General features: G+C 73.7%; 21 protein-coding genes and 1 pseudogene. 13 read left to right on the top strand and 9 right to left on the bottom strand.

From position 1 onward, the window contains the following. Positions 1 to 33 precede the first annotated feature (33 nt). From HDA31_RS33430 to rny, 5 genes and pseudogenes are all read left to right on the top strand, one after another. Positions 34 to 468, top strand: a pseudogene (locus HDA31_RS33430) (MFS transporter); the annotation flags it as partial. Beyond that, positions 459 to 659: a DUF3046 domain-containing protein gene (locus HDA31_RS20850; protein ID WP_074473940.1), complete on the top strand. Its 201-nt coding sequence runs from the start codon at positions 459 to 461 to the stop codon at positions 657 to 659. The pseudogene HDA31_RS33430 and the gene HDA31_RS20850, both read left to right, overlap by 10 nt. 184 nt (positions 660 to 843) lie before the next feature. Continuing rightward, positions 844 to 1,890 carry a recombinase RecA gene (gene recA / locus HDA31_RS20845; RefSeq protein WP_043962471.1) on the top strand — a complete coding sequence of 349 codons (1,047 nt, stop codon included), beginning with the start codon at positions 844 to 846 and terminating at the stop codon, positions 1,888 to 1,890. A gap of 14 nt (positions 1,891 to 1,904) precedes the next feature. After that, complete coding sequence (locus HDA31_RS20840) at positions 1,905 to 2,717, top strand: regulatory protein RecX (RefSeq protein ID WP_246384498.1); 813 nt, start codon at positions 1,905 to 1,907, stop codon at positions 2,715 to 2,717. An 802-nt stretch (positions 2,718 to 3,519) separates the two neighbouring features. Further along, complete coding sequence (gene rny / locus HDA31_RS20835; RefSeq protein ID WP_074473942.1) at positions 3,520 to 5,286, top strand: ribonuclease Y; 1,767 nt, start codon at positions 3,520 to 3,522, stop codon at positions 5,284 to 5,286. 86 nt (positions 5,287 to 5,372) lie between these two features. On the opposite strand, the gene HDA31_RS20830 is transcribed toward rny, so the two are convergent. The 4 genes from HDA31_RS20830 to HDA31_RS20815 all read right to left on the bottom strand — a co-directional run bounded on the left by HDA31_RS20830 (position 5,373) and on the right by HDA31_RS20815 (position 8,687). Next, complete coding sequence (locus HDA31_RS20830; RefSeq protein WP_178067175.1) at positions 5,373 to 6,257, bottom strand: amino acid ABC transporter permease; 885 nt, start codon at positions 6,255 to 6,257, stop codon at positions 5,373 to 5,375. After that, complete coding sequence (locus HDA31_RS20825; RefSeq protein ID WP_178063904.1) at positions 6,254 to 6,928, bottom strand: amino acid ABC transporter permease; 675 nt, start codon at positions 6,926 to 6,928, stop codon at positions 6,254 to 6,256. The genes HDA31_RS20830 and HDA31_RS20825 overlap by 4 nt, the downstream gene beginning before the upstream one ends. Positions 6,929 to 7,006: 78 nt before the next feature. Continuing rightward, positions 7,007 to 7,873: a glutamate ABC transporter substrate-binding protein gene (locus HDA31_RS20820; RefSeq protein WP_178063905.1), complete on the bottom strand. Its 867-nt coding sequence runs from the start codon at positions 7,871 to 7,873 to the stop codon at positions 7,007 to 7,009. A 58-nt stretch (positions 7,874 to 7,931) separates the two neighbouring features. Continuing rightward, the gene (locus HDA31_RS20815; protein WP_178067177.1) at positions 7,932 to 8,687 is read right to left on the bottom strand and encodes an amino acid ABC transporter ATP-binding protein; all 756 of its coding nucleotides are present in this window, start codon (positions 8,685 to 8,687) and stop codon (positions 7,932 to 7,934) included. A gap of 194 nt (positions 8,688 to 8,881) precedes the next feature. Here HDA31_RS20815 and selD point away from each other — a divergent pair, with 194 nt between their 5' ends. Beyond that, the gene (gene selD, locus HDA31_RS20810) at positions 8,882 to 9,871 is read left to right on the top strand and encodes a selenide, water dikinase SelD (protein ID WP_043962477.1); all 990 of its coding nucleotides are present in this window, start codon (positions 8,882 to 8,884) and stop codon (positions 9,869 to 9,871) included. Positions 9,872 to 10,127: 256 nt separating this feature from the next. Continuing rightward, a complete protein-coding gene (locus tag HDA31_RS20805) occupies positions 10,128 to 10,607 on the top strand; it encodes a hypothetical protein (RefSeq protein ID WP_178063906.1) in 480 nt (159 codons plus the stop codon). Positions 10,608 to 10,781: 174 nt separating this feature from the next. Here HDA31_RS20805 and HDA31_RS20800 read toward each other — a convergent pair whose 3' ends face one another. Then, the gene (locus tag HDA31_RS20800) at positions 10,782 to 11,018 is read right to left on the bottom strand and encodes a DUF2277 family protein (protein ID WP_074473948.1); all 237 of its coding nucleotides are present in this window, start codon (positions 11,016 to 11,018) and stop codon (positions 10,782 to 10,784) included. A 52-nt stretch (positions 11,019 to 11,070) separates the two neighbouring features. Between HDA31_RS20800 and miaB the strand changes: the two genes are divergently transcribed. Further along, positions 11,071 to 12,624, top strand: coding sequence for a tRNA (N6-isopentenyl adenosine(37)-C2)-methylthiotransferase MiaB (miaB, locus tag HDA31_RS20795; protein WP_178063907.1), 1,554 nt, complete (start codon positions 11,071 to 11,073; stop codon positions 12,622 to 12,624). Between the two features lie 49 nt (positions 12,625 to 12,673). On the opposite strand, the gene HDA31_RS20790 is transcribed toward miaB, so the two are convergent. The 3 genes from HDA31_RS20790 to HDA31_RS20780 all read right to left on the bottom strand — a co-directional run bounded on the left by HDA31_RS20790 (position 12,674) and on the right by HDA31_RS20780 (position 17,210). Continuing rightward, complete coding sequence (locus tag HDA31_RS20790) at positions 12,674 to 13,639, bottom strand: pectate lyase family protein (protein ID WP_178063908.1); 966 nt, start codon at positions 13,637 to 13,639, stop codon at positions 12,674 to 12,676. Between the two features lie 301 nt (positions 13,640 to 13,940). Then, positions 13,941 to 15,590 (bottom strand): cellulase family glycosylhydrolase, encoded by a 1,650-nt coding sequence (locus HDA31_RS20785; RefSeq protein WP_178063909.1) that lies wholly within the window; start codon positions 15,588 to 15,590, stop codon positions 13,941 to 13,943. Between the two features lie 411 nt (positions 15,591 to 16,001). Continuing rightward, complete coding sequence (locus tag HDA31_RS20780; RefSeq protein WP_074473951.1) at positions 16,002 to 17,210, bottom strand: DUF349 domain-containing protein; 1,209 nt, start codon at positions 17,208 to 17,210, stop codon at positions 16,002 to 16,004. Positions 17,211 to 17,362: 152 nt separating this feature from the next. On the opposite strand from HDA31_RS20780, the gene HDA31_RS20775 reads away from it, so the two are divergent. Genes HDA31_RS20775 through dapF form a run of 3 tightly spaced genes read left to right on the top strand, consistent with a single transcriptional unit; the run spans position 17,363 to position 20,074 of the window. After that, positions 17,363 to 18,241, top strand: coding sequence for a class III extradiol ring-cleavage dioxygenase family protein (locus HDA31_RS20775; protein WP_178063910.1), 879 nt, complete (start codon positions 17,363 to 17,365; stop codon positions 18,239 to 18,241). Continuing rightward, positions 18,238 to 19,221, top strand: coding sequence for a tRNA (adenosine(37)-N6)-dimethylallyltransferase MiaA (gene miaA / locus HDA31_RS20770; protein ID WP_311774369.1), 984 nt, complete (start codon positions 18,238 to 18,240; stop codon positions 19,219 to 19,221). The genes HDA31_RS20775 and miaA overlap by 4 nt, the downstream gene beginning before the upstream one ends. Before the next feature lie 7 nt (positions 19,222 to 19,228). Next, positions 19,229 to 20,074 (top strand): diaminopimelate epimerase, encoded by an 846-nt coding sequence (gene dapF / locus HDA31_RS20765; RefSeq protein ID WP_178063911.1) that lies wholly within the window; start codon positions 19,229 to 19,231, stop codon positions 20,072 to 20,074. Here the strand turns inward: dapF and HDA31_RS20760 are convergent, their stop codons facing one another. Next, a complete protein-coding gene (locus tag HDA31_RS20760) occupies positions 20,075 to 21,601 on the bottom strand; it encodes an NAD-dependent malic enzyme (protein ID WP_176734812.1) in 1,527 nt (508 codons plus the stop codon). It abuts the gene before it with no gap. Between the two features lie 156 nt (positions 21,602 to 21,757). On the opposite strand from HDA31_RS20760, the gene hflX reads away from it, so the two are divergent. Together hflX and HDA31_RS20750 are read left to right on the top strand one after the other, a co-directional pair. Then, positions 21,758 to 23,206: a GTPase HflX gene (gene hflX / locus HDA31_RS20755; RefSeq protein ID WP_178063912.1), complete on the top strand. Its 1,449-nt coding sequence runs from the start codon at positions 21,758 to 21,760 to the stop codon at positions 23,204 to 23,206. 109 nt (positions 23,207 to 23,315) lie between these two features. Next, on the top strand, positions 23,316 to 24,992 hold the full coding sequence (locus HDA31_RS20750; RefSeq protein ID WP_178063913.1) for a WD40 repeat domain-containing protein: 1,677 nt from the start codon (positions 23,316 to 23,318) through the stop codon (positions 24,990 to 24,992). Positions 24,993 to 25,052: the final 60 nt, after the last annotated feature.

Here is a 25,052-nt window from a genome sequence, read left to right as displayed (position 1 = left end):
GGGGTGGTCGGGGTGGTACTCAGCCTGCACATCGCCGGCATGTACGCGTTCTCCCCGGTGGTCGGCTGGCTCACCGACCGGCTCGGCCGGCGGCCGGTGATCCTCGGCGGCCTGGCCGTGCTGCTGGTCGCCTGCGCGGTGGCGGGCGCCTCCGGGCACCACACGCCCGGCCTCTCGGTCGGCCTGGTCCTGCTCGGGCTCGGCTGGTCCGGGACCATGGTGGCCGGCTCCACCCTGCTGTCGGAGTCGGTGCCCGCCGACGTGCGGCCCAGCGTGCAGGGCCTCTCCGACCTGACGATGGGCCTGGCGGGGGCCGCCGCCGGCGCGCTGAGCGGGTTCGTCATGCAGGTCGCCGGGTATCCGACGCTGACCCTGCTGGCCGCGATCGCGACGGTGCCGCTGCTGGCGCTAGCGTTGCGTGCGGTGCCCGGGCGGGCGCCGGACGAGGAGGAGCGACCGTGCGGCTGACCGACTTCTGGGCCCGGCTGGAGGAGGCGTTCGGCCCGGGGTACGCGGGCAGCATCGCCTCGGACCAGGTGCTGTCCCAGCTCGGTGGGCGGACCATCGAGCAGGCGCTCCGCTCGGGCGAGCAGACCCACGTCGTGTGGCGGGCGGTGGTCGCCGCGTACCCCGACCGGGTGCCCGCGCGACTACGCTGAGCAGCCTTTTCCTTCCTCCCGCGTGTCGCTTGCCGAGTCGTACACCTGTTCGGCTATTGTCCACAGCGGGGTGCTCGTCCACAGCTCGCGGCCCGTCGGCTGGTTTTCTGTCGGACCCAGCGCCTAGCGTGTCCGCGTGACGCGAAGCTCAGGAAAGACGCCGGCGAAGGCAGGGGTGGCAACGATGGCGGCAGGTCCTGACCGGGAGAAGGCGCTCGACCTTGCTCTCGCTCAGATCGACAAGCAGTTCGGCAAGGGTTCGGTGATGCGCCTGGGGGAGCGCCCTGTCGTGCAGACCTCGGTCATCCCGACCGGGTCCATCGCCCTCGACGTGGCCCTCGGCGTGGGGGGCCTGCCCCGCGGCCGGGTGGTCGAGATCTACGGCCCGGAATCCAGCGGTAAGACGACGGTGGCCCTGCACGCGGTGGCCAACGCCCAGCGGGCCGGCGGCATCGCCGCGTTCGTCGACGCCGAGCACGCGCTCGACCCGGAATACGCGAAGGCCCTCGGCGTCGACACCGACGCCCTGCTGGTCTCGCAGCCCGACACCGGCGAGCAGGCGCTGGAGATCGCAGACATGCTGGTCCGCTCCGGCGCGATCGACATCATCGTGATCGACTCGGTGGCGGCCCTGGTGCCGCGCGCCGAGATCGAGGGCGAGATGGGCGACAGCCACGTGGGCCTCCAGGCCCGGCTGATGAGCCAGGCGCTGCGGAAGATCACCGGTGTGCTCAACAACACCGGCACCACGGCGATCTTCATCAACCAGCTCCGCGAGAAGATCGGGGTCATGTTCGGCTCGCCCGAGACCACCACCGGTGGCCGGGCGCTGAAGTTCTACGCCTCGGTCCGGCTCGACGTGCGCCGCATCGAGAGCCTGAAGGACGGCACCGACGTGGTCGGCAACCGCACCCGGGTCAAGGTGGTGAAGAACAAGGTCGCCGCGCCGTTCAAGCAGGCCGAGTTCGACATCATGTACGGCAAGGGCATCTCCCGCGAGGGCTCGCTCATCGACGTGGGCGTGGAGCAGGCGATCATCCGCAAGTCCGGCGCCTGGTACACCTACGACGGCGACCAGCTCGGCCAGGGCAAGGAGAAGGCCCGCGAGTTCCTCCGCGAGAACCCGGACGTGGCGGCCGAGATCGAGAAGAAGATCCTGGAGAAGCTCGGCGTCGGGGTCGGCGCGGGCGACGCCGCCGGTGGCCCGGAGTTGCCGCCGGTCGACTTCTGACCGGCCGCTGACCAGTGACAGGACGACGCGCCCGCACGGGGCGGGGCTGGGATGCCAGCCCGCCCCGCGCGGGTGACGCCGACGGCCCGCCCCGTCCCCGGCGTGGCCGGCGCGGCTCCTCCGGTGGGGTGTCCTCCCCGTCGGCCGACGCCGACGCCCGGCGTGCTCTCGATGCCCGGGGCGGTGTCGACGGCTGGGGCGACGTCGACGGCTGGGCTGCCGCCGAAGCGCCGCGGGGCGCCGATGCCCCGCGCGGCACGGGGGCGTCGCCACGTGACGAGGCGGAGCTGGCCCGGGAGGTCTGCCTGCGCCAGCTCGCCGTGCGCCCGCGTACCCGGGCCGAGCTGGCCGCCGCGCTGGCCAAGCGGGGGATCTCCGAGGAGGTGTCCGCCGGGGTGCTCGACCGCTACGACGAGGTCGGCATCATCGACGACGCCGCGTTCGCCCGCGCCTGGGTGTCCAGCCGGCACGCCGGCCGGGGGCTGGCCCGCCGGGCCCTGGCCAACGAGCTGCGGCGGCGGGGCGTGGACGGCGAGGTGGCCAGCGAGGCCCTCGACGAGCTGGACGAGGAGACCGAGGCCGAGACGGCCCGGGCGCTGGTCGACCGGAAGCTGCGCACGGCCCGGGGGGAGCCGGACGCCGTCTTCCGCCGCCTCGTCGGCATGCTCGCCCGCAAGGGCTACCCGCCGGGCGTGGCGATCCGAGCCGTGAAGGACGCGCTCGCCGCGCAGAGCGCCGAGGCGGCCGAGTTCGCCGACGGCATCGACGCCGACGCGCTCGCCGACGCGGAGGGCGAGCTCACCCCGGACTCCCGCCCGCTCGACTGAGCGGGCCCGTCGAGGCGGGCCCGTCGAGGCGCGCCTGGCCGGCGGCAGGCCGCAGTCCGGCCCGGCTGGGCGCGCGCCGGGGCCGTACGGCGTCGACGATTCCCGCTGAGCGGGACGGGTCCGGTCTCCTTTGTCCGGTCGTGTCCGGCGCGGCATCAGCGGTTAGTGACTCGTCAACTTCTCTCCGTTCGGGGGGTTTGATCATGAGTCCTTGACCAGACGGCACCCGGAGACCTAGCCTCGCCATACAGGCTCACATTGCCCGACCAAGCGCAAGCAAAGCGCACAACATAGATCGCGTAACAGAACAGCATCACTTTGGCCGGCTCGCCGGCCTGCGGTGTCAGCTCCGGACAGGCCGGTCCGGGGTCGGCACGACAACTGCACCCGGCCGTCGGCGATGCCCCGTGGGCACCGCCGGCGGAAAGCTATCCACGGCCAGTCGCTCAGGTCGGGCGTCTCAGAGCCGCAGCGCACGTGCCCACCCGGCACGCTCACTGCGGTGCCGACGTTCAGGGGAGGCGGCCATGGCGGGGCGGCAGAGGTCCACGGGTGGTCCCGGCAGGGCGGCGGTCGGCGACGGCGCACGCCGCAGCGCGCGGGCGGCAGACGACAGCGGTCCGCAGGCCTCGGCCGGCAGGCGGGTCACGGTCGGCGACAGTGGTCCGCAGGTGTCAGCCGGCAGGCGGGTCACGGCCAGCGGCAGCGGCAGGCCGGCGGTGGCTGACGGCGGCAGGCCGGCGGCGGTCGGCAACGGTGCACGGGCGGCGGCGCGGTCCCGGTCCGGCGCGGAGACGCGGCCGTGAACGCCTTCGACGCCGTCCTCCTCGGGGTGGTGCTGGTCCTCGTCCTGGTCGTGGTCGGCGCGGTGCTGGTGGGCGTGCGGACGATGCGCCGGCTCAGCGCGGCGCCCCGCCCGGAGGACCCGGCCTACATCGCCGAGAAGGACCGCCAGGAGCAGTCGCTGGCCGCCCTGCGCACCGCCGCCGACGAGGTGAACAGCACCATCGACGTGGCCAAGTCCGCCGCGTCGGCGGCGCGCGCCGAGGCCGCCGCCGCGAAGGCCGAGGCGAAGGCGGCCCGGGCCGAGGCCCGTCGGGTGCTCGACGACGCCCGCGCGGAGGCCGACACCGTCCTGGAGCGGGCCCACAAGCAGGCCGAGGCCGACGCCGAGCAGCTGCGCACGGCGGCCCGCCGCAGCGGGGAACGCGAGGTCGCGGTGCTCGCCGCGACCACCCGGGAGCAGGCCGCCGAGGTGGAGCGGCGGGCCGCCCGGATGGACGAACGGGAGCGACTGCACACCGAGGAGGTGGAGCGGCTGGCCGACCGGGAGCGGCAGCTCACCGCCGCCAGCGCCGCGCTCGCCGCCCGCGAGTCCGCGCTGGCCGAGCGCGAGCAGGCCGTCGCCGAGGCCGAGGAGCAGCGCCGCCGCGAGTTGGAGCGCGTCGCCGGGCTGACCGCCGACGCCGCCCGCGCCGAGCTGATCGAGGTGATCGAGACCCAGGCGAAGCGGGAGGCCGCGCTGCTGGTGCGGGACATCGAGTCCGACGCCCGCAACACCGCCGAACAGCGCGCCCGGCACATCGTGGTGGACGCCATCCAGCGGGTGGCCAGCGAGCAGACCGCGGAGAGCGTGGTCAGCGTGCTGCACCTGCCCGGTGACGAGATGAAGGGGCGGATCATCGGCCGGGAGGGGCGCAACATCCGCGCCTTCGAGTCGGTCACCGGGGTCAACCTGATCATCGACGACACCCCGGAGGCCGTGCTGCTGTCCTGCTTCGACCCGGTCCGCCGCGAGGTCGGCCGGTTGACGCTGGAGAAGCTCGTGCTCGACGGCCGGATCCACCCGCACCGGATCGAGGAGGTCTACGACCTGGCCCGGCAGGAGGTGGAGCAGCTCTGCCACCGGGCCGCCGAGGACGCCCTCGTCGAGGTCGGCATCACCGAGATCCACCCCGAGCTGGTGAGCCTGCTCGGGCGGCTGCGCTACCGCACCTCCTACGGGCAGAACGTGCTCAAGCACCTCGTGGAGACCGCGCACATCGCCGGGATCATGGCCGCCGAACTGCGGCTGGACGTGCCGACCATCAAGCGGTCGGCGTTCCTGCACGACATCGGCAAGGCGCTCACCCACGAGGTCGAGGGCAGCCACGCCATCATCGGCGCGGACCTGGCCCGCAAGTACGGCGAGAGCGAGGACGTCGTCCACGCGATCGAGGCGCACCACAACGAGGTGCCGCCGCAGACCATCGAGGCCGTGCTCACCCAGGCGTCCGACGCCTGCTCCGGCGGGCGGCCGGGGGCGCGGCGGGAGAGCCTTGAGGCGTACGTCAAGCGGCTGGAGCGGATCGAGGAGATCGCGGCCGGGAAGCTCGGCGTGGAGAAGGTCTTCGCCATGCAGGCGGGCCGGGAGATCCGGGTGATGGTCAAGCCCGACGACGTCGACGACATCGGCGCGGCGGTCCTGGCCCGGGACGTGGCCAAGCAGATCGAGGAGGAGCTGACCTACCCGGGGCAGATCCGGGTGACCGTGGTCCGCGAGTCCCGGGTCACCGAGATCGCCCGCTGAGCCACCGGCCCCCGTCCCCGCCGGGGACGGGGGCCGTGACGTGCAGGGACCGCCGGGATGGGGCGGGCGGTGTCGCGTTGCCGGGCTCAGCCCTGCGGCTCGGTGACCGCTTGTTCGAGGACCGGGGCCGGGCCGGCGGTGGTCTTCTTCGTGGCGCGGAAGCCGCGCCGCTGGGTGCGCCGGTCGAGCCAGCCTGCCAGCATCGTGATCAGCGAGTTGATCACGATGTAGATCGCGGCCACCACGATCGCCGCCGCCACCACGTTGCCGTAGTTGGCCGAGAGGTCGTTGACGCCGCGCTGGAGCAACTCGGGGAAGGCAACGATGTAGCCGAGCGCGGTGTCCTTGAGCAGCACCACCAACTGGCTGACGATCACCGGCAGCATCGCCCGGGCGGCCTGCGGCACCAGGATGAGCTGCATGACCTGGCTCTTGCGCATGCCGACCGCGTAGGCGGCCTCGGACTGGCCCCTCGGGATCGAGCGGATGCCGGCGCGGAACGCCTCGGCGAGCACCGACCCGTTGTACAGGGTGAGGCCCACGACCACGGCCCAGAACGCCGAGACGGGACCCTGGATGAGGAACGGCACGCCGTAGAAGATGAAGAAGATCATCAGCAGCAGCGGCACGGCCCGGAAGAACTCCACCACGACGCCGGACGGCACCCTGATCCACCAGCGGTCGGAGAGTCGCCCGACGGCGAAGACGATGCCGAAGGCGAGCGACAGGGCCATCCCGGTGGCTGCGGCGAGCAGGGTCTGCCGCAGGCCGGGGATGATGAACTGGGTCCAGGTGTCCGGCTCGGTGAAGGGCCGCCAGAGCCGACCCTCCCACTGGCCGGCCTCGTCGAACTTGCGGTAGACCCACCAGAGCAGGGCGACGAGGCCGACGCCGAAGACGACGCTGAGCACCGCGTTGCGGACGCGGGCGCGGGGCCCCGGGTGGTCGTAAAGGACCGTGCTGCTCATCAGCGCTTCACCGCCATTCGGTTGGCCAGCCAGCCGAAGAAGTAGCCGGTGGGAATCAGGAGCGCGGCGAAGGTGCCGGCGAACACCAGGAAGATCGGGATGACCGCGTCCCCGTTGCTGTTGATCAGGTCCTTCATCACGCTCGACGCCTCGATGAGGCCGATGGTGCCGACGATCGTGGCGTTCTTGCACAGCGCGATGAGCACGCTGCCCAGCGGCGCCACCACCGCCCGCCCGGCCTGGGGCAGGATCACGATCCGCAGGGTCTGGAAGAAGGTCAGCCCGATCGCCCGGGCCGCCTCGGCCTGGCCGGCGGGGACGGTGTTGATGCCGGAGCGGACCGCCTCGCAGACGAACGCGGCCGTGTAGACCGACAGGCCCACCACGCCCAGCCAGTAGTTGTTCAGGTCCAGTTCGTCGGAGAAGCTGAGCCCCAGCGTGGAGAAGAGGCCGAAGTAGCAGAATAAGACGATCAGCGTCAGCGGTGTGTTGCGGAAGATGTTGACCCAGGCGGCGCCCACTCCGCGCAGCACCGGCACGGGGGAGACCCGGAACGCGGCGAGCAGCACGCCCAGCACCAGCGCGAAGAACGCCGACGCGCCGGTCAGCTTGAGGATCCACAGGAAGCCCGACACGTACGCGTCGAGGTTGGTCTGATCAGCGAACACGTGCATCCGTCGACTCCCGGGGCAGGTCGTCCGCGTCGTGACGGTCCGGGGCCGGCACCACGAGGGCGCCGGCCCCGGACTCCGTCAGACGCTGCCGCAGTTGGTCAGCTTGGTGGTGTCCAGCTCGGGCGCGGCCTTGCCGCTCTTGCCCAGCGTCGAGTCCCAGGCGGCCTTGTAGGAGCCGTCCGAGGCGGCGGCCTTGAGGATCTCGTTGACCTTCTCGCAGCCGTCCTTGTCGTCCTTCTTCAGGCCGATCCCGTAGGGCTCGGTGGAGAAGGGCTTGCCGACCACCTTGAACTTGCCGGCGTACTGCTCCTGCGCGGCGTAGCCGGCCAAGATGATGTCGTCGGTGGTCACCGCGTCCACCTGGCCGTTCTCCAGCAGCGGCAGACACTTCGAGTACGAGTCGAACTGCTGGAGCTTGGCCTTCGGGTGCTCGGTCTGGATCCGCTTGGCCGGGGTCGAGCCGGTCACCGAGCAGACGGTCTTGCCGTCCAGCCCTTCCGGCCCGGCGAGCGTGGAGTCCGCCTTGACCAGCAGGTCCTGCCCGGCGATGAAGTACGGCCCGGCAAAGCTGATCTTCTGCTTGCGCTCGTCGTTGATCGTGTACGTCGCCACGACCAGGTCGACGGTGCCCTGCTGGATGAAGGGCTCGCGGTTGGCGGAGACGGTGGTCTTCCACTCGATGCTGCCGGCCTCGACGCCGAGGCCCTTGGCGATGATCTTGGCGATCTCGACGTCGAAGCCCTCGTAGGTGCTGCCGGTCTGGAGGCCGAGGCCGGGCTGGTCCGCCTTGACGCCGATCACCAGCTTCTTCTGGTTCTGCGCCTTGCCGACGATGCCCTTGGCACCCGAACCACCGGACTCGCCGTCGCTGTCGCCGCCGCAGGCGGCCATGCCGAACGACAGGGCGGCGGCCATGGCGACTGCCGCCACGCGCTTCATACGCATACTTCTCTCCTTCTTCGACGGAGCCCGCCGGGGGACGACGCGCTCCACGGACGGACGCCTAGTGCGTCAGGATCTTCGACAGGAAGTCCTTGGCGCGCTCGCTGCGCGGGTTGGCGAAGAACTCGGCCGGGGGAGCGTCCTCGACGAGCTGGCCGTCGGCCATGAAGATGACCCGGTTGGCGGCGTGCCGGGCGAAGCCCATCTCGTGGGTGACCACGACCATGGTCATGCCGTCGCGGGCCAGGGAGGTCATCACCTCCAGCACCTCGCCGACCATCTCGGGGTCGAGCGCGCTGGTCGGCTCGTCGAAGAGCATCGCCTTGGGCTGCATGGCCAGCGCGCGGGCGATCGCGGCCCGCTGCTGCTGGCCGCCGGAGAGCTGCGCCGGATACTTGTCGGCCTGGTTGGCGATGCCGACCCGGTCCAGCAGGGCCAGCCCGCGCTCGCGCGCGGCGGCCGGCTTCTCCTTGCTGACCTTGACGGGGCCGAGCGTGACGTTCTCCAGGATCGTCTTGTGCGCGAAGAGGTTGAACGACTGGAACACCATGCCGACCTCGCTGCGCAGCCGGGCCAGCGCCTTGCCCTCGGCGGGCAGCGGGGTGCCGTCGAAGGTGATGGTGCCGGAGCTGATCGGCTCCAACCGGTTGATCGCCCGGCACAGCGTCGACTTGCCCGAGCCCGAGGGGCCGATCACGACGACGACCTCGCCCCGGCCGACCGAGAGCGAGACGTCCTGCAGCACGTGCAGCGGCCCGAAGTGCTTGTTGACCCCGTCCAGCACGATGAGCGGTTCGGCCGTCGTCACGTCGTCCACCGTCCCTGTCGTCACGTACGTCTGGGTCGGATGACCCCCGGTCCGGCCACTGTAGGCGGGCCGACATGGCGGATCGCCACTCATCGGGTCACGGTGCGGTAACACCGGTAACGATCCGCACCGGGAGTCCGGTATCCGTCTCCGACCGGCCCGTCCGGCTGGCGGCGGGGCCGGATCGAGGCGATCATGGGGGGATGACCGAGCCGGTGCGCCTGACCGACTACGCCCGTGGCGGCGGCTGCGCGTGCAAGATCCCGCCCGGCGAGCTGGAGGCGATGGTCGCCGGCCTCGGCCCGGCCAGCGGCACGGCCGACCTGCTGGTCGGGCTGGAGAACGGCGACGACGCCGCGGTGGTCCGCCTCGACGAGCGCACCGGCCTGGTGACCACCGCCGACTTCTTCACCCCGGTCGTCGACGACGCCTACGACTGGGGGCGCATCGCCGCGGCCAACGCGCTCTCCGACGTGTACGCCATGGGCGGCACCCCGCTCGTCGCGCTCAACCTGCTCTGCTGGCCGCGCGAGCGGCTGCCGCTGGAGTTGGCCCGGGAGGTGCTGCGCGGCGGCCAGGACGTGGCCCGGGAGGCCGGCTGCCACCTGGCCGGCGGGCACAGTGTCGACGACGACGGCCCGAAGTACGGGCTCGCGGTCACCGGCGTGGTCCGGCCCGAGGAGCTGATCACCCTCGACGCCGGGCGGGCCGGGCTGCCGCTGTCGCTGACCAAGCCGCTCGGCGTCGGGGTGCTCAACACCCGGCACAAGGCCACCGGCGAGCGGTTCGCCGAGGCGGTCGCCTCGATGGCGGCGCTGAACCGGGACGCGGCCCGGGCGGCGGTCGCCGCCGGCATCCGGTGCGGCACGGACGTGACCGGGTTCGGGCTGCTCGGGCACGCCTCGAAGCTGGCCCGGGCCAGCCGGCTCACGGTGGCGATCGACGCGGCCCGGGTGCCCTACCTGCCGGGCGCGCGGGAGGCGCTGCGTGACGGGTACGTCAGCGGCGGCACCCGGCGCAACCTGGACTGGGTGACGCCCTGGACCGACTTCGGCGGTGCCGACGAGGGGGAGCGGCTGCTGCTGGCCGACGCGCAGACCTCGGGCGGCCTGCTGGTCGCCGGGGAGCTGCCGGGGGCCACGGTGATCGGTGAGCTGCTGCCGCGCGGCGAGCACCTGCTGGTCGTGCGCTGACCCTGGCCCGGCCGCCACGCGATCCGGCCCGCCCGCCGACCCCGGCTCGCCCACTCGGCCTGCGGGGTCCCCGGTTCGCGCACCATAGCCGATAAACTGTCGTCTTTCCGCCACTGTCCGCGATGGCGGTGCAGGAAATTTTGCCCGGAATGGTCACAGACCGGTAACTTGCCCCCGGCTGCGGTCAAATGCCCCCCACCATCGTCAGTAAGGCCCGATCCGGAGGCCGGTGGGACGAACGCAGCGAGGAGGCGGCGTGACCGAGCTGTGGAACTGGAGAATCGACGGGGCACCCCCGGTGGAGGTGTACCCGGCGTTGGCCGAGGCCCTGGGGCGGGTGGTGATGCCGCTCGCGGTGGCCGACCCGGCCCGGCTGCCGACGTACGCGGTGATCTGCGACGTCTGGGAGGCGCCGGGGGTGTTCGGCACCATGGTGGACTGCTACGGGGTGCCCGAGAGCCTGACGGAGCTGCCCTGCGTCGCCGCGCTGGCCCGGCTGCTCGGCCGCAACTGCGTGCTGCGCGACGACACCCTCGACGCCGGCCGGCACCTGCTGGTCGCGCCGGACGGCACGATCCGGCCGGTGCACTTCGACGTGCGGGAGACCGACGACGGCGAGGTGCTCAGCGGCCAGCGGCTGTGCACCCTGGCCCACCCCGGCTGCCGGGGCTGGTCGCGCTGCCACCGGTCGAGGTGGGCCCCGGACTCGGTCTTCCCGGCCCTCGCCGCGGCCTGACCGCCCGGGGAGGCCCGGAGCCCCGGGCGCTGCCCCGGCGGCCCCGGCCCGGTTCCGGCGCGGCTCGGCCCCTGCGCGGCCCGGCCCCGGCCCGGCCCCGTGGCTCGCCCAGCCCGGTCCGGCCCCGGTGGCCCGGGCGCGGCGCTTGCCTGCCCAGGCCGCGGCAGCCCCGGCTCAGCCCTCGGCGGCCGGGCGCTGCGGGGTGCCGCCGCGCACCACGAGCTGGTCCAGCAGCGTCGCGGTGGCCTCGGCGACGGCGGCCACGGCAGCGTCGAACGCCGCCGCGTTGTGCGCGGCCGGCGCGCGGAATCCGGAGATCTTCCGGACGTACTGCAACGCCGCCGCCTCGATGTCGGCCCGGCTCACCTCCGGCACGTACGGCTCACGCAGGGTCTTGATGCTGCGGCACACGGCTCCTCCTCGTTCGGGTTCTGTCGGCTCGTGCGGATACGCTGTGCGGGTCATGACTACCGCAGCCGCGGGCAGCCCGCGCACCTACCAGGTGCGCACGTACGGCTGCCAGATGAACGTGCACGACTCCGAGCGCATTTCCGGCCTGCTGGAACAGGCGGGTTACGTGCGCGCCGTCGAGGCCGACGGCGAGCCCGACGTGGTGGTGTTCAACACCTGCGCCGTCCGGGAGAACGCCGACAACCGGCTCTACGGCAACCTGGGTCACCTGCGCCCCGTGAAGGACAAGCACCCCGGGATGCAGATCGCCGTCGGTGGCTGCCTCGCCCAGAAGGACCGCGGCGACATCGTCCGCAAGGCGCCCTGGGTGGACGTGGTGTTCGGCACGCACAACATCGGGTCGCTGCCGGCGCTGCTGGAGCGGGCCCGGCACAACGCCGCCGCCGAGGTGGAGATCCTGGAGTCGCTCGACGTCTTCCCGTCGACGCTGCCGACCCGGCGCGAGTCGACGTACGCCGGCTGGGTGTCGATCTCGGTCGGCTGCAACAACACCTGCACGTTCTGCATCGTGCCGTCCCTGCGCGGCAAGGAGAAGGACCGCCGCCCGGGCGACGTCCTCGCCGAGGTCCGCGCCCTGGTCGACTCGGGCGTGCTGGAGGTGACCCTGCTCGGGCAGAACGTCAACTCCTACGGCGTCGAGTTCGGCGACCGCTACGCGTTCGGCAAGCTGCTGCGCGCCTGCGGCGAGATCGACGGGCTGGAGCGGGTCCGGTTCACCAGCCCGCACCCGAAGGACTTCACCGACGACGTGATCGCCGCGATGGCCGAGACCCCGAACGTCTGCCACTCGCTGCACATGCCGTTGCAGTCCGGATCCGACGACGTGCTGAAGGCGATGCGCCGGTCCTACCGGTCGGAGAAGTACCTGGGGATCATCGAGCGGGTCCGGGCGGCGATGCCCGACGCGGCGATCACCACCGACATCATCGTCGGCTTCCCCGGCGAGACCGAGGCCGACTTCCAGCGCACGCTGGACGTGGTCCGCGAGGCCCGGTTCGCCTCGGCGTTCACGTTCCAGTATTCCAAGCGCCCCGGCACGCCGGCCGCGACGATGCCCGACCAGCTGTCCAAGCAGGTGGTGCAGGAGCGCTACGAGCGGCTGATCGCGACGGTGGAGGAGATCACCTGGGCGGAGAACCGCAAGCTGGTGGGGCAGCCCGTCGAGGTGCTGGTCGCCGTCGGCGAGGGGCGCAAGGACGAGCGCACGGGCCGGATGTCGGGCCGGGCCCGCGACGGCCGCCTGGTCCACTTCGCGACTGGCGCGAACGGCCAGCACGGCGCGACTGGCGCGAACGGCCAGCACGGCGACGGGGGCCTGCTCGCCGGCCGGATCCGGCCCGGCGACATCGTGCACACCACGGTCACCTACGCCGCCCCGCACCACCTCAACGCCGACGGGGCGCCGCTGGCGCACCGGCGCACCCGGGCCGGCGACGCCGCCGAGGCCGGCCGCGCCCCGCGTACCCCCGGGGTGTTGCTCGGGCTGCCCACGGTCGGCGCGCCGGCCGCGACGCCCGCGCCGGCGACCGGCTGCGCGGCGCACTGACGCGGTCGGGGCCCGCCGCACCGGCGGGCCCCGACCAGGTCGCGCGGGGTCAGACCGAGATCCGACCCGCGCCCGCGCCGCCCGTCACGATCGACTTGACGCTGCTCGCGCTGTCGAGGGTGTACGAGTACGGGATGCTCTTCACGCTGCCGCCGGCCTGGCCGCTGCCGGAGCTGACGAAGTAGTTGTTCCGGGCGACCAGGGTGCCGGGCCCGGAGCTGCCCTCGCCGAGGTGGAACGGGTCGCTGACGCTCTCGAAGTAGTTGCCCTCGACGAGCACGCCGGCGCTCATGGTGGAGGCCACGCCGTAGCCGCTGTTGCGGTAGTAGTAGTTGTTGTAGACGTGCACCGGGTTGCCGAAGCGGACCCGGGGGTGCCGCTGGGTGCTCGCGTCGAACCAGTTGTGGTGGTAGGTCACCCGGAGGTGGCCGGTGTCCTGGCTGGCGTTGTCGTCGCTGTGGCCGAGCAGCATCGACTTGTCGTGGCTGTAGACCCGGTTCCACGACACGGTGACGAAGTCCGAGCCGCGCTTGATGTCGACCGCGCCGTCGTAGCCGCCGGTGAAGGTGTTGTGGTCGACCCAGATGTTGGTCGCCGACTCCTGCACGTTGATCGCGTCGTCGTTCCAGCTCTTGAACGTGATGTTGCGGATGATCACGTTGCGGTCGCCGCTGATGTTGAAGCCGCAGCCGCTGATGGTCGCGCCCGGGTTGCCGAGGATGGTCTTGTTGGACCGGACCCGCAGCATGCCGGAGCAGGAGATGGCGCCGGAGACCCGGATCACCGCCGCGCTGCTGGACCCGACGGCGGTGGTCAGCGCGGAGGCGCTGGTGACCGTGGTGGCCGGGGTGCTGCCGCCGCCCGTGGTGCCCCCGTTCTGGGTGGCCCAGCCGACCAGGTCGGTGGGTCCGGCCGAGGCCGGGGCGGTGGCGACGGTGAGGGCTCCGGCGACGAGGGCGGAGGCGGTGGCGGCTGCGGCGAGCAGCGTGGTGCGACGTCGTGCCGTGATGCGCATGTGCTTCCCTTCGGTGGTCGCGGGGGGCGCGGACCGATCGGCCGATCGCTGACGCCGGTGCCCGGTCGTGGCGTCTGGGTCGGCCGGAGACGGTGGTCCGGGTCCCCGCCGGTGTGGACTGTCCTGGGGTGAGAAGCGGCTCCCGTGCTGGCGTGCCGACTACTCAGGCAAGCGCTTTCCCGATGTAAACACAGATATCGATCGATGTAAACCCTTTGCGTCGACCGTCCCGACCTGTACGAAGATCAGCGGCCGGCACCCGGGTCGGGTGCCGGCCGCCGTCATGCGGTGGCGCGCAGCGTCAGCAGGCGACGCCGTTCAGCTTGACCGTGCCGGGCGTCGCGGCGGACCCGTTGGCGGTGAAGCCGACGGTCACCGACGCGCCCGCCGCGAGCGAGGCGGACCAGGCCGGCGCGGCGGCTGTCACCGTCGTGCCGGACTGGGTCACGGTGGCGTTCCAGCCGCTGACCAGCGTGACCCCGGCCGGCCAGTTCCAGGTCACCGACCACGGGTTGACCGCCGACGAACCGCCGTTCTTCACGGTGAGCTCGCCCTGGAAGCCGCCCGCCCACGAGCTGACCTGCTGGTAGGTGGCCGTGCAGCCGCCGGCCGGCGGCGGCGTGGTGGTCGGCGGCGGGGTGGAGGTCGGCGTGGGCGTGGGGGTGCCGGTCGGCGTCCCCGTCGGGCTTCCGGTCGGCGTCGGATCGGTCCCGCCACCCACCGGCGCGATCAGGTACGGCTGGAGGATCGCCTGCTTCGCCGTGTTGACGTTGGTCCAGTCGTCCAGCGCGATGCCGCCGGTGTCACCCGAGTTCGGGTTCCACGACCAGTAGGTGAACGACATGCCGTTGACCCCGGTGCCGGTGTACGCCATCAGGTTCTCCAGCCACACCTTGTCGCGCGGGTCGGCCAGGGTGCTGCCGAACTCGCCCATCATGATCGGGGCGATGTTCTGCTTGTAGAGGTATCCCCAGTACTTGTCCCAGATCGCCGGCAGGTTCGCCGGGTAGTCCGGCGCCTTGAACCAGTTCTGCTCGTAGACGCTGGTGGCGTACTCGTGCGGGGAGTAGACCAGCCGGTTCGCCACGTTCAGCCGGACGGGGAACTGCCCGGCCTTGGACAGGTTGCCGCCCCACCAGCCGCAGTCCTCGTCGTTGCTCGGGTCGTTGTCCCAGACGTTCGACAGGCCGCCGCTGGGGCAGCTCACCCCCTCGACGAAGATCAGCCAGTTCGGCTGCACCCCGAGGATCGCGTTGCCGGCCCGCTCGGCCGCCAGCCGCCAGTCCCGCGTCGTGTCCCCGCAGCCCCAGCAGGCACCGGTGGCCGCCGGGTTGGTGCCCTCGGCGTGCGGCTCGTTGTGCAGGTCCGCCCCGATGACCGTCGGGTTGTTCGCGTACCGCTGGGCCAGCATCTTCCAGTCGTTGATCCAGGTCGCCTCCGACACGGTCGACGTGTACCACAGCGGCGACTGCCCGGCCGCGGTCGGCCGGTGCCGGTCCAGGATGACCCGCATCCCCTTGCTGCCCGCGTAGGCGATGACCTTGTCGAGGATCTGCAACGGCGACAGCCCCACCAGGTCGGGGTTCACGAAGTCGTTGATGCCGCTCGCCGTCGCCCCCGGCTTCAGCGCGTCGTTCGAGTACGGGATGCGCAGCGTGTTGTAGCCGAGGCGGGCCATCGTGTCGAGCTGGCCGCGCCACGGGTTGTTCGACCACAGGCCGTGGAAGGTCTTGTTGTCGGTCTCCATGCCGAACCAGTTGATGCCGGTCAGGCGGACCGTCGCGCCGGTGCTGTCGACGATCTTGCTGCCGTTGGTGTGCAGGTAGCCGGTGCCGGTGCCGCCGGTGGCGGCGGCCGCCGGCGCGGTGCCGACGGCGGCGGCGACGAGGACGCCGGCCGCGGCGGTGGCGAGCGCGGTGAGCGCGCCGCCGAGGGCGGTGGATCTGTGCATGCGGACTCCACTTCGGATGCCGGCGGCCGCACGGGGCGGCGCGGGCGGGGAACCAGGGGGAGGGCCGTCGCCCGGTGCCCGCAGGGCGGCGTGCCGACCGGCGGGCACGGGGTGCTGCCGACCGGCGTGTCGACGGGCGGGCACGGGGTGCCGACCCGGGACGCGCGATACGGGGATACGACGGCGACGTGGACGCAACTGCTCGCGGTGAACCGGCGACGCGCGACGGCGAACCCGCCGTCGGTGCCCCTCGCGCCGGTGCTGCTACCTAGCTCCGCGGACCATTGTCATCAGCTCACCTGGATGCGTCAACCTGCGCGGGACCCGCCCTCGGACCGCCGGACGCCGGAACCCCGGACAGCCGGAAGCCCCCGGCCCGCGTGGGGGCCGGGGGCTTCCGGGACGGTCAGCTCAGCCGGCCTGCTCCGCGAGCTGGAGGAACTGCCGCTTCGACGCGAGCGCCTGCTCGGCCTCCTTGATCCGCCGGTTGTCCCCGGCGGCCTGGGCCCGGGCCAGCCGCTCCTCGGCCTCGGCCACCTGCGCGCGCATCTGGGCCAGCAGCGGGTTGTCCTCCTTGGTGGTCCGCCGCCACGCCGAGTCCATCACCTCACGGACCTTGTCGTCGACGACCCGCAGCCGCCGCTCCAGCCCGGCGGCGGCCTCCCGCGGCACCCGGCCGGCCTCGTGCCACTGCGCCTGGATCTCGCGCAGCTTGGCCTGGGCGCCCTTCGGGTCGGCGTCGACGTCGAGCGCCTCCGCCTCGGCGAGCAGCGCCTGCTTGCGCTCCAGGTTGGCCCGCTGCTCGTTGTCCCGCGCCGAGAACACCTCGCTGCGCCGGGTGAAGAACGCGTCCTGGGCCGCCCGGAACCGTTCCCAGAGCTTCTGCTCGGCCTCCTTGGCGGCGCGCGGGGCGGCCTTCCACTGGGTCATCAGGTCCTTGAGCTGGTTGGCCGTGGCCGCCCAGTCGGTGGAGTCCCGCAGCTTCTCGGCCTCGGCGACCAGGTCCTCCTTGACCTGCTGCGCCTGCTTGCGCTGCGAGTCGAGGGAGGCGAAGTGGGCGCCCCGGCGGCGGGTGAAGCCGTCCCGGGCGGCGGCGAACCGCTTCCACAGCTCGCCGTCGGCCTTCTTGTCGACGCCCCGGATGGTCTTCCACTCGTCGAGGATCTCCTTGAGCCGGTCCCCGGCGGTCTTCCAGCCGGTCGACTCGGCCGCCAGTTTCTCGGCCTCCTCCACGAGGGCGGTCTTGCGCGCCAGGGCCTCGCCCCGGGCGGCCTCCCGCGCGGCGCGCGCCTCGCCCGCCTTCTCCTCGGCGACCCCGGCGAGCTTGTCCAGCCGCGCCGTCAGGGCGTCGATGTCGCCGACGACGTGCGCCTCGGCCAGCCCGGCGCGGATCCGGCGGATCGTGGTCAACGAGTGTCCGGCGTCCGCCGCGCCCGAGTTGAGCCGTGCCTCGGTCAGGTCCACCTCGGTGACCAGGTCCGCGAAGCGGCGGGCGAAGTGGGCCAGTCCCTCCTCCGGAGCGCCCGCCTGCCAGGATCCGACCACCCGCTCGCCCTCGGCGGTCTTGACGTACACGGTGCCGTCCGCGTCCACCCGTCCGAAGGCCGTCCAGTCGCTCATGTGCCCATCCTCGTTCTCCCGGCGTCGACGGGCCAGGGCCCGCGAGCGCCGCCACGGCGCAGCAAAGTTACTCCCGGCATTGTCACAGGTCCGCCCCCGTCCGCGTCGAGCGCCTGTCGTCGACCGTGACCATACGGTGTCCTAGCCCTGCGATGACCGGATCGGCGCGGGGACGCACCGGTGGGTCCCGCTACGGTGAACGGGTGCCCCTGGTCGCCGCCGCCGTCTGCCCCCACCCGCCCCTGATCGTGCCCGAGCTGGCCGGCGCCGCCGCCGCTGAGCTGGCCGAACTCCGCCGCGCCGCCGACGCCGCCGTGGCCCGGCTGCTGGCCTGCGCCCCCGACGGGCTGGTGCTGGTGGGCACCGGGCCGGCGACCGGATGGATCGCGCCGTCGGCCGTCGGGTCCTTCCGGCCCTGGGGGGTGGACCTGTCCGTCCCGCTGCCGCCCGGGCCGGGCGAAGACCGGTTGCCGCCGGGGCCGGGCGACGACCGGTTGCCGGCCGGGCCGGGGGACGCCGCCCCGTTCCCGCCGCCCGCCGCCCCGGCCGCCGGCGGCTCCCCGGCGACGACGGATGCGCCCACCCTCCCGCTGAGCCTGGCCGTGGGCGCGTGGCTGCTCGCCCGGCACCGGGTCGGGGCGCCGGTCGACGCCGTCCAGGTGGCCGCCGGGGCGAGCCCCGCCGAGCTGGCCGAGCTGGCCGGGCAGGTGCACCGGCGTCGCCCCCGGGTGGCGCTGCTGGTGCTCGGCGACGGCTCCGCGTGCCACGGCACGAAGGCCCCCGGCTACGCCGACCCGCTCGCGGGAGCGTACGACGACGGGGTCGCCCGGGCCCTGGCCGACGCGGACGCCGAGGCGCTGCTCGGCCTCGACCCGGCCCTGTCGGCGCGGCTGAAGGTCGCCGGGCGCGGGCCCTGGCAGGTGCTGGCCGGCGCGGCCCGGGCGGCGGGCGGCGACTGGCGCGGCGACCTGACCTACCATGACGCGCCCTACGGCGTCGCCTACTTCGTGGCCACCTGGGAGCCGGCGTGACCGCGACCGGGCCCGGCGCCGACGGGCCCGCCGGGTGCGACGCCGGCGCCGGCAGCGCCGGGCCCGCCGGGCGCGGCGCCGTCGTCGCCGTCGTCGGGCCCACCGCCGCCGGCAAGTCCGCGCTGAGCATCGCCCTCGCCCACGCCCTCGGCGGCGAGGTGGTCAACGCCGACTCGATGCAGCTCTACCGGGGCATGGACGTCGGCACGGCGAAGCTCACCCCCGTCGAGCGGGACGGGGTGCCGCACCACCTGCTCGACATCTGGCCGGTGACCGAGCCGGCCAGCGTCGCGGAATACCAGCGGCTGGCCCGCGCGGCGATCGACGACATCCTGGCCCGGGGCCGGGTGCCGCTGCTGGTCGGCGGCTCCGGGCTGTACGTGCGGGCGGTGCTGGAACGGTTCGAGTTCCCCGGCACCGACCCGCAGCTGCGCGCCCGGCTGGAGGCGGAGCTGGCGGCCGTCGGCCCCGCCCCCCTGCACGCCCGGCTGCGCGCGGCCGACCCGGCGGCGGCCGAGGGCATCCTGCCCGGCAACGGCCGGCGGATCGTCCGCGCCCTGGAGGTCATCGAGCTGACCGGGGCCCCGTTCACGGCGGCGCTGCCCGAACCCACCCCGTACTACCCGTCGGTGCAGCTCGGCGTCGACCTGGACACCGCGGCGCTCGACGAGCGGATCGCGCTACGGGTGGACCGGATGTGGGCCGACGGCCTGGTCGACGAGGTCCGGGGCCTGCTCGACCGGGGCCTGCCGGAGGGCCGCACGGCCAGCCGGGCGCTCGGCTACCAGCAGGTGCTGCGCTTCCTCGCCGGCGAGCTGACCGAGGCCGAGGCGCACGACGAGACGATCCGGGCCACCCGGCGGTTCGTCCGCCGGCAGCGCTCCTGGTTCCGCCGCGACCCACGGATCCACTGGCTGGACTCCGCCGACCCGGGGCTGGCCGAGGCGGCGCTGGGTCTCGTCGGCGCGGCTGCGCGATGATGGGGGCGTGGAGTTCACCAAGGGACACGGCACCGGCAACGACTTCGTCATCCTCCCCGACCCGGACGGCGCGCTCGACCTGACCCCGGGCCTGGTCGCCGCGCTGTGCGACCGGCGGCGGGGCCTCGGCGCGGACGGCGTCCTGCGGGTGGTGCGGGCCGCCAAGCACCCTGAGGGGGCGGGCCGGGCCGGCGAGGCCGAGTGGTTCATGGACTACTGGAACGCCGACGGGTCCTTCGCCGAGATGTGCGGCAACGGCGCGCGGGTCTTCGTCCGCTACCTGCTGGCGCAGGAGCTGGCCGAGCCCGTCGACGGCGCCGTGCCGGTGGTCACCCGTGCCGGCCTGGTGCGGGCCCGCGTCGAGGGCGACGGCATCGCCGTGGAGATGCGCCGCCCCCGGCTGTACGACACGTCGACCGCCGCCCTGGGCGGGCTGACCCTCGCCGGCACCGCCGTGGACGTCGGCAACCCGCACCTCGTCTGCGCCCTGCCGGCTGGGCTGGACCTGGGCGCGCTCGACCTCACCCGGGCCCCCGCCGTCGACCCGGCGCTCTTCCCGGCCGGGGTGAACGTCGAGTTCACCGTCCCCGGCGACCCGGTCGACGGCGTCGACGGCCACGTGCTGATGCGGGTCCACGAGCGGGGCTCCGCCGAGACGCTGTCCTGCGGCACGGGCGCGTGCGCGGTCGCCGCGGTCGCCCTGCGCGACGCCGGCCGGGACGCCGGCACGGTGACGGTCGACGTCCCCGGCGGCCGCCTCACGGTCACGGTGACCGACGACGCCTGCTGGCTGGCGGGCCCGGCCCTCCTGATCGCCACCGGCGCCGTTGACCCCGCCGCGCTCCGCCGCTGATCAGGGGGTGGCGCTGGCGGTGGCGGCGATCTCCGGGAGGTCCGCCGGGCCCGGGTCGGCGGCCGGCGGGGGAACCGCGGCGGCGGGGGTCTGCGCGGCGGCGCGGACGGCCGCGGCGACCGCCGGCGCCACCCGGGCGTCGAACACGCTGGGCACGATGACCGTCGGGTTGATCTTGTCCTCGCCGACGACGTCCGCGATGGCCCGGGCGGCGGCGATCGCCATCTCCTCGGTGAACTCCTCGGCGTGCGCGTCGAGCATGCCCCGGAACACGCCCGGGAAGGCGAGCACGTTGTTGATCTGGTTGGGCTGGTCGGAACGGCCCGTGGCGACCACGGCGGCGTGCTTGCGCGCCTCCCGGGGGTCGACCTCCGGGTCCGGGTTGGCCAGCGCGAAGACGATCGCGTCCTTGGCCATGGTGGCGATGTCGTCGCCGGTGAGCAGGTTGGGCGCGCTCACCCCGATGAACACGTCCGCGCCGCGCACCGCCCCGGCCAGGTCGCCGGAGTAGTTCTCCTTGTTGGTGTTCTCGGCCAGCCACTGCCAGGCCGGGTTGAGCCCGGTCAGGCCGCGGTGCAGGGCGCCCTGCCGGTCGTACGCGATGATGTCGCCGACGCCCTGGCGCAGCAGCAGCTTCATGATCGCGGTGCCGGCCGCGCCCGCGCCCGAGACGACCACCCGCACGTCCGCGAGCTGCTTGCCCACGACGCGCAGGGCGTTGGTCAGCGCGGCCAGCACGCAGATCGCGGTGCCGTGCTGGTCGTCGTGGAACACCGGGATGTCCAGCGCGTCGCGCAGCCGGGCCTCGATCTCGAAGCAGCGCGGCGCGGCGATGTCCTCCAGGTTGATCCCGCCGTACGCGGGCGCGATCGCCTTGACGATCGCCACGATCTCGTCGGTGTCCTGGGTGTCGAGCACCACCGGCCAGGCGTCCACCCCGCCGAAGCGCTTGAACAGCGCCGCCTTGCCCTCCATCACCGGCAGCGACGCCGCCGGCCCGAGGTTGCCCAGGCCGAGCACCGCCGAGCCGTCGCTGACCACCGCGACCGTGTTGCGCTTGATGGTGAGCCGCCGGGCGTCGGCCGGGTTCTCCGCGATCGCCATGCAGACCCGGGCCACGCCCGGCGTGTACGCCCGGGACAGCTCGTCGCGGTTGCGCAGCGCGACCTTCGAACTCACCTCGATCTTGCCGCCGAGGTGCAGCAGGAACGTGCGGTCGGACACCTTGCGCACGTCCACCCCGTCCAGGGCGGTGAGCGCGTCGACGACCTGGTCGGCGTGGCCGGCGTCGGCGGTGTCGCAGGTCAGGTCGACCAGCACGTGGGTGGGGTCGGAGTCGACCACGTCCAGCGCGGTGACGATCGCCCCGGCCTCGCCGACGGAGGTGGTCAGCCGGCCGATCGAGGAGGCGTCCGCCGGCACGGAGATCCGGATCGTGATCGAGAATCCCGCGCTCGGAAGTCGGGTGATGGCCACAGGATTCCCTCCGTCAACGCTGATCGGGGTCGGTCTTTCCTCGCCCCGCATTTCTACTCGCCCGCCCGGATCGCGGAGCACTCACCCCCACGTTCGGTGGTCCACGCGACGGGCATATAGCGGGTGCATCCGGCGTTGACACGTGTCAGGATTGGTCGTACGCGACAGAATCCGTCGCTACGGCACATAACGGACAGGAGGCGCGGTTTGCGCAACCAGGAGACCTACGTACCCCTCATGGACGACGAGCTCGAGGCGACCACCGGGGAGTTCGAGCTGTCGGAGCGGCAGGCGCTGCGGCGGGTCCCTGGCCTCTCCACCGAGCTCACCGACGTCACCGAGGTCGAATACCGCCAGCTCCGGCTGGAGCGGGTCGTGCTCGTCGGGGTCTGGACCGAGGGCACGCAGACCGACGCCGAGAACTCCCTCACCGAGCTGGCGCAGCTCGCCGAGACGGCCGGCTCGCAGGTCCTCGAAGGGCTGATCCAGCGCCGCAGCCGCCCCGACCCCGCCACCTACATCGGCCGGGGCAAGGTCGACGACCTCGGCGCGGCGGTGCTCGCCAGCGGCGCCGACACCGTGATCTGCGACGGTGAGCTGTCCCCGTCCCAGCTGCGCAACCTGGAGCAGCGCACCAAGGTCAAGGTGGTCGACCGCACCGCCCTGATCCTCGACATCTTCGCCCAGCACGCCAAGAGCAAGGAGGGCCGGGCGCAGGTCGAGCTGGCCCAGCTCGAATACCTGCTGCCCCGGCTGCGCGGCTGGGGCGAGACGCTGTCCCGCCAGACCGGTGGCTCCGGCCGCGGCGGCGGCGCGGGCGGCGGCGTCGGCGTCCGCGGCCCCGGTGAGACCAAGCTGGAGACCGACCGGCGGCGCATCCGGCACCGCATCGCCCGGCTGCGCCGCGAGATCAAGGCCATGCGCACCGTACGCCAGACCAAGCGCGCCCGCCGGTCCCGCAACGCGGTGCCCGCCGTGGCGATCGCCGGCTACACCAACGCCGGCAAGTCCAGCCTGCTCAACCGCCTGACCGGTGCCGGCGTGCTGGTGGAGGACGCCCTGTTCGCCACGCTGGACCCGACCACCCGCAAGGCCACCGCGCCCGACGGGCGCATCTACACCCTGTCCGACACCGTCGGCTTCGTCCGGCACCTGCCGCACCAGATCGTCGAGGCGTTCCGCTCGACGCTGGAGGAGGTCGCCGACGCCGACCTGGTGGTGCACGTCGTCGATGGCGCCCACCCGGACCCGGAGGAGCAGGTCCGGGCGGTCCGCGAGGTGCTCGCCGAGGTGGGCGCGGACCGGCTGCCCGAGCTGCTGGTGGTCAACAAGACCGACGCGGCCGACGAGGAGACGCTGCTGCGCCTCAAGCGGCTCTGGCCCGACGCCGTGTTCGCCTCGGCCCGCTCCGGGCGGGGGATCGACGAGGTGCGGGCCGCCATCGAGACGCGGCTGCCCAGCCCCGCCGTGGAGGTCCGGGCCGTGCTGCCGTACGACCGGGGGGCCCTGGTCGCCCGGGTGCACCGGCAGGGCGAGGTGCTCAGCTCCGCCCACCTGCCGGAGGGCACGATGCTGCACGTGCGGGTCGACGAGGCGCTCGCCGCCGAGCTGGCGCCGTACGCCGCCGACGAGGAGCGGGTCGCCGCCGCCCGGTGAACCCGGGCCGGCCCGGCCCGGCACGCGACAGCGAGGGACACGCCGGACCACCCGCGACGGGCGGTCCGGCGTGCCCCTCGCGTTTACACGGGCATGCGACACTGACCCCATGCGCCGCGCTGTTTCCTCGGTCACGGTTGCCCTCGGCCTGCTCGGGGCGACCGTGGCGCTCACCGGAGTCGCCCTGGCCGCGCCCGCCCCCGGGGCCGCCGCCGCCCCCGAGCCGACCCCCGGCAAGAAGCGCTGCGCCGTCACCGACGAGCGGCTGCGCGAGCTCTCCGGCCTGGTGGCGACCAGGAGCGGCTACGTCGTGATCAACGACGGCACCACCATCGAGGCGCGCAAGCGCGTCTTCTTCCTCGACACCAGGTGCCAGGTGTCGAAGGAGGTCCGGTACTCCGGCAACGGCCCGCTCGACACGGAGGACCTGGCGCTCTCGCCGGACGGCGGGAAGCTCTGGATCGGCGACATCGGCGACAACATCACCAGCACCGAGCGGCGGGAACGGGTCGCCGTGTGGAGCATGCCGGCCGACGGGTCGGCCCGGCCGGTGCTGCACCGGCTGTCGTACCCGGAGAAGAAGCCGCACGACGCCGAGGCGCTGCTGATCGGCGACGACGGCAAGCCGCTGATCATCACGAAGGTGGCCAGCGGTAAGGCCGAGATCTTCACCCCGGAGGGCAAGCTCAACAGCGGCGACACCGACCCCGTGCCGATGACCAGGGTCGGCGAGGTCTCCCTGCCGAAGACGAACACCCCCAACGTGCTCAACACCATCGGCCGCGTCGCCATCACCGGTGCCGCCCGCTCGCCCGACGGCAAGAAGGTGGTGCTGCGCACGTACGCCGACGCCTTCGAGTACGACGTCTCCGGCGGCGACATCGTCGGCGCGCTGACCGGCGGCAAACCCCGCGTGACCCCGCTGACGGACCCGTTCGGCGAGGCGATCTCCTACACCCCCGACGGCAAGTCGTTCGTCACCGTCTCCGACGGCGGCGAACTGGGGGAGGAGGAGGCCATCGAGATCCTCGCCTACACCCCCGCCACCACCGGTGCCGAGGCGCTGAACGGCGGCGACGCCGGCCCGCCGAAGCCGGCGGCGGAGAAGTCCTGGATCGAGGGGCTGAGCCTCGACGAGATCACGTACCTCATCGCGGCCGTCGGCGTGATCGGCGCGCTGATGGTCGGTGCCGGCATCTTCGGCATCCTGCGGGCCCGGCGGCGTCCCGTGCCGCCCGACGACCCGTCCGGCGACGCCGACCTGCCGGAACGCGACGAGTTCCCGCTCAACGCTGGTCCGGCCGGACCGGCCCGGGGGCGGCCGGTCGACGGCCCGCCGCCGGGCGGCGGCCGGGGCGGCGTCTACGGCGGAGTGCCGGCCGGCGGTGGCGGATACGCCGCCGCCCCGGCCCCCGCCGCCGGCCCCCGCCCGCCCTCCGGCGGCGTGTACGGCGGCGCGGCCCGCCCGGCGGGGGCCGCCCGCCCCCCGCAGGGCGGCGGCGTGTACGGGGGCGGCGGTGGCCGGCCCTCCGGTGGCGGCGGGCACGGCGGCGCGCAGCCCGGGGGTGCTCCCCCCGGCCGGGGCGGCGGCGGAGCCCCGCCGGACCGGGCGGCCCAGCCGGGCCGTGGCGGGGTCTACGGCGGGCGGGCCGAGCCGCCCCGGCGGGGGCGCGACCCCAGGGACCCGCGCGGAGGCCGGCACGGCGACGGCGGGCCCGGCGACGAGCGCGGCGGCTACGGCCAGCCGCCCGGCGGGGGCCGCGAATACCGGGGCGACCGGTACTGACCGCGGTCACGCCCCGGCGCGGCGGGCGTCCTCGCCCACCGGCCCGGGTGCGCGGGCACC

Origin of the sequence: Micromonospora carbonacea (assembly GCF_014205165.1) — a bacterium.
Lineage (GTDB): Bacteria > Actinomycetota > Actinomycetes > Mycobacteriales > Micromonosporaceae > Micromonospora > Micromonospora carbonacea.
This window is presented reverse-complemented; position numbering and strand designations above follow the sequence as displayed.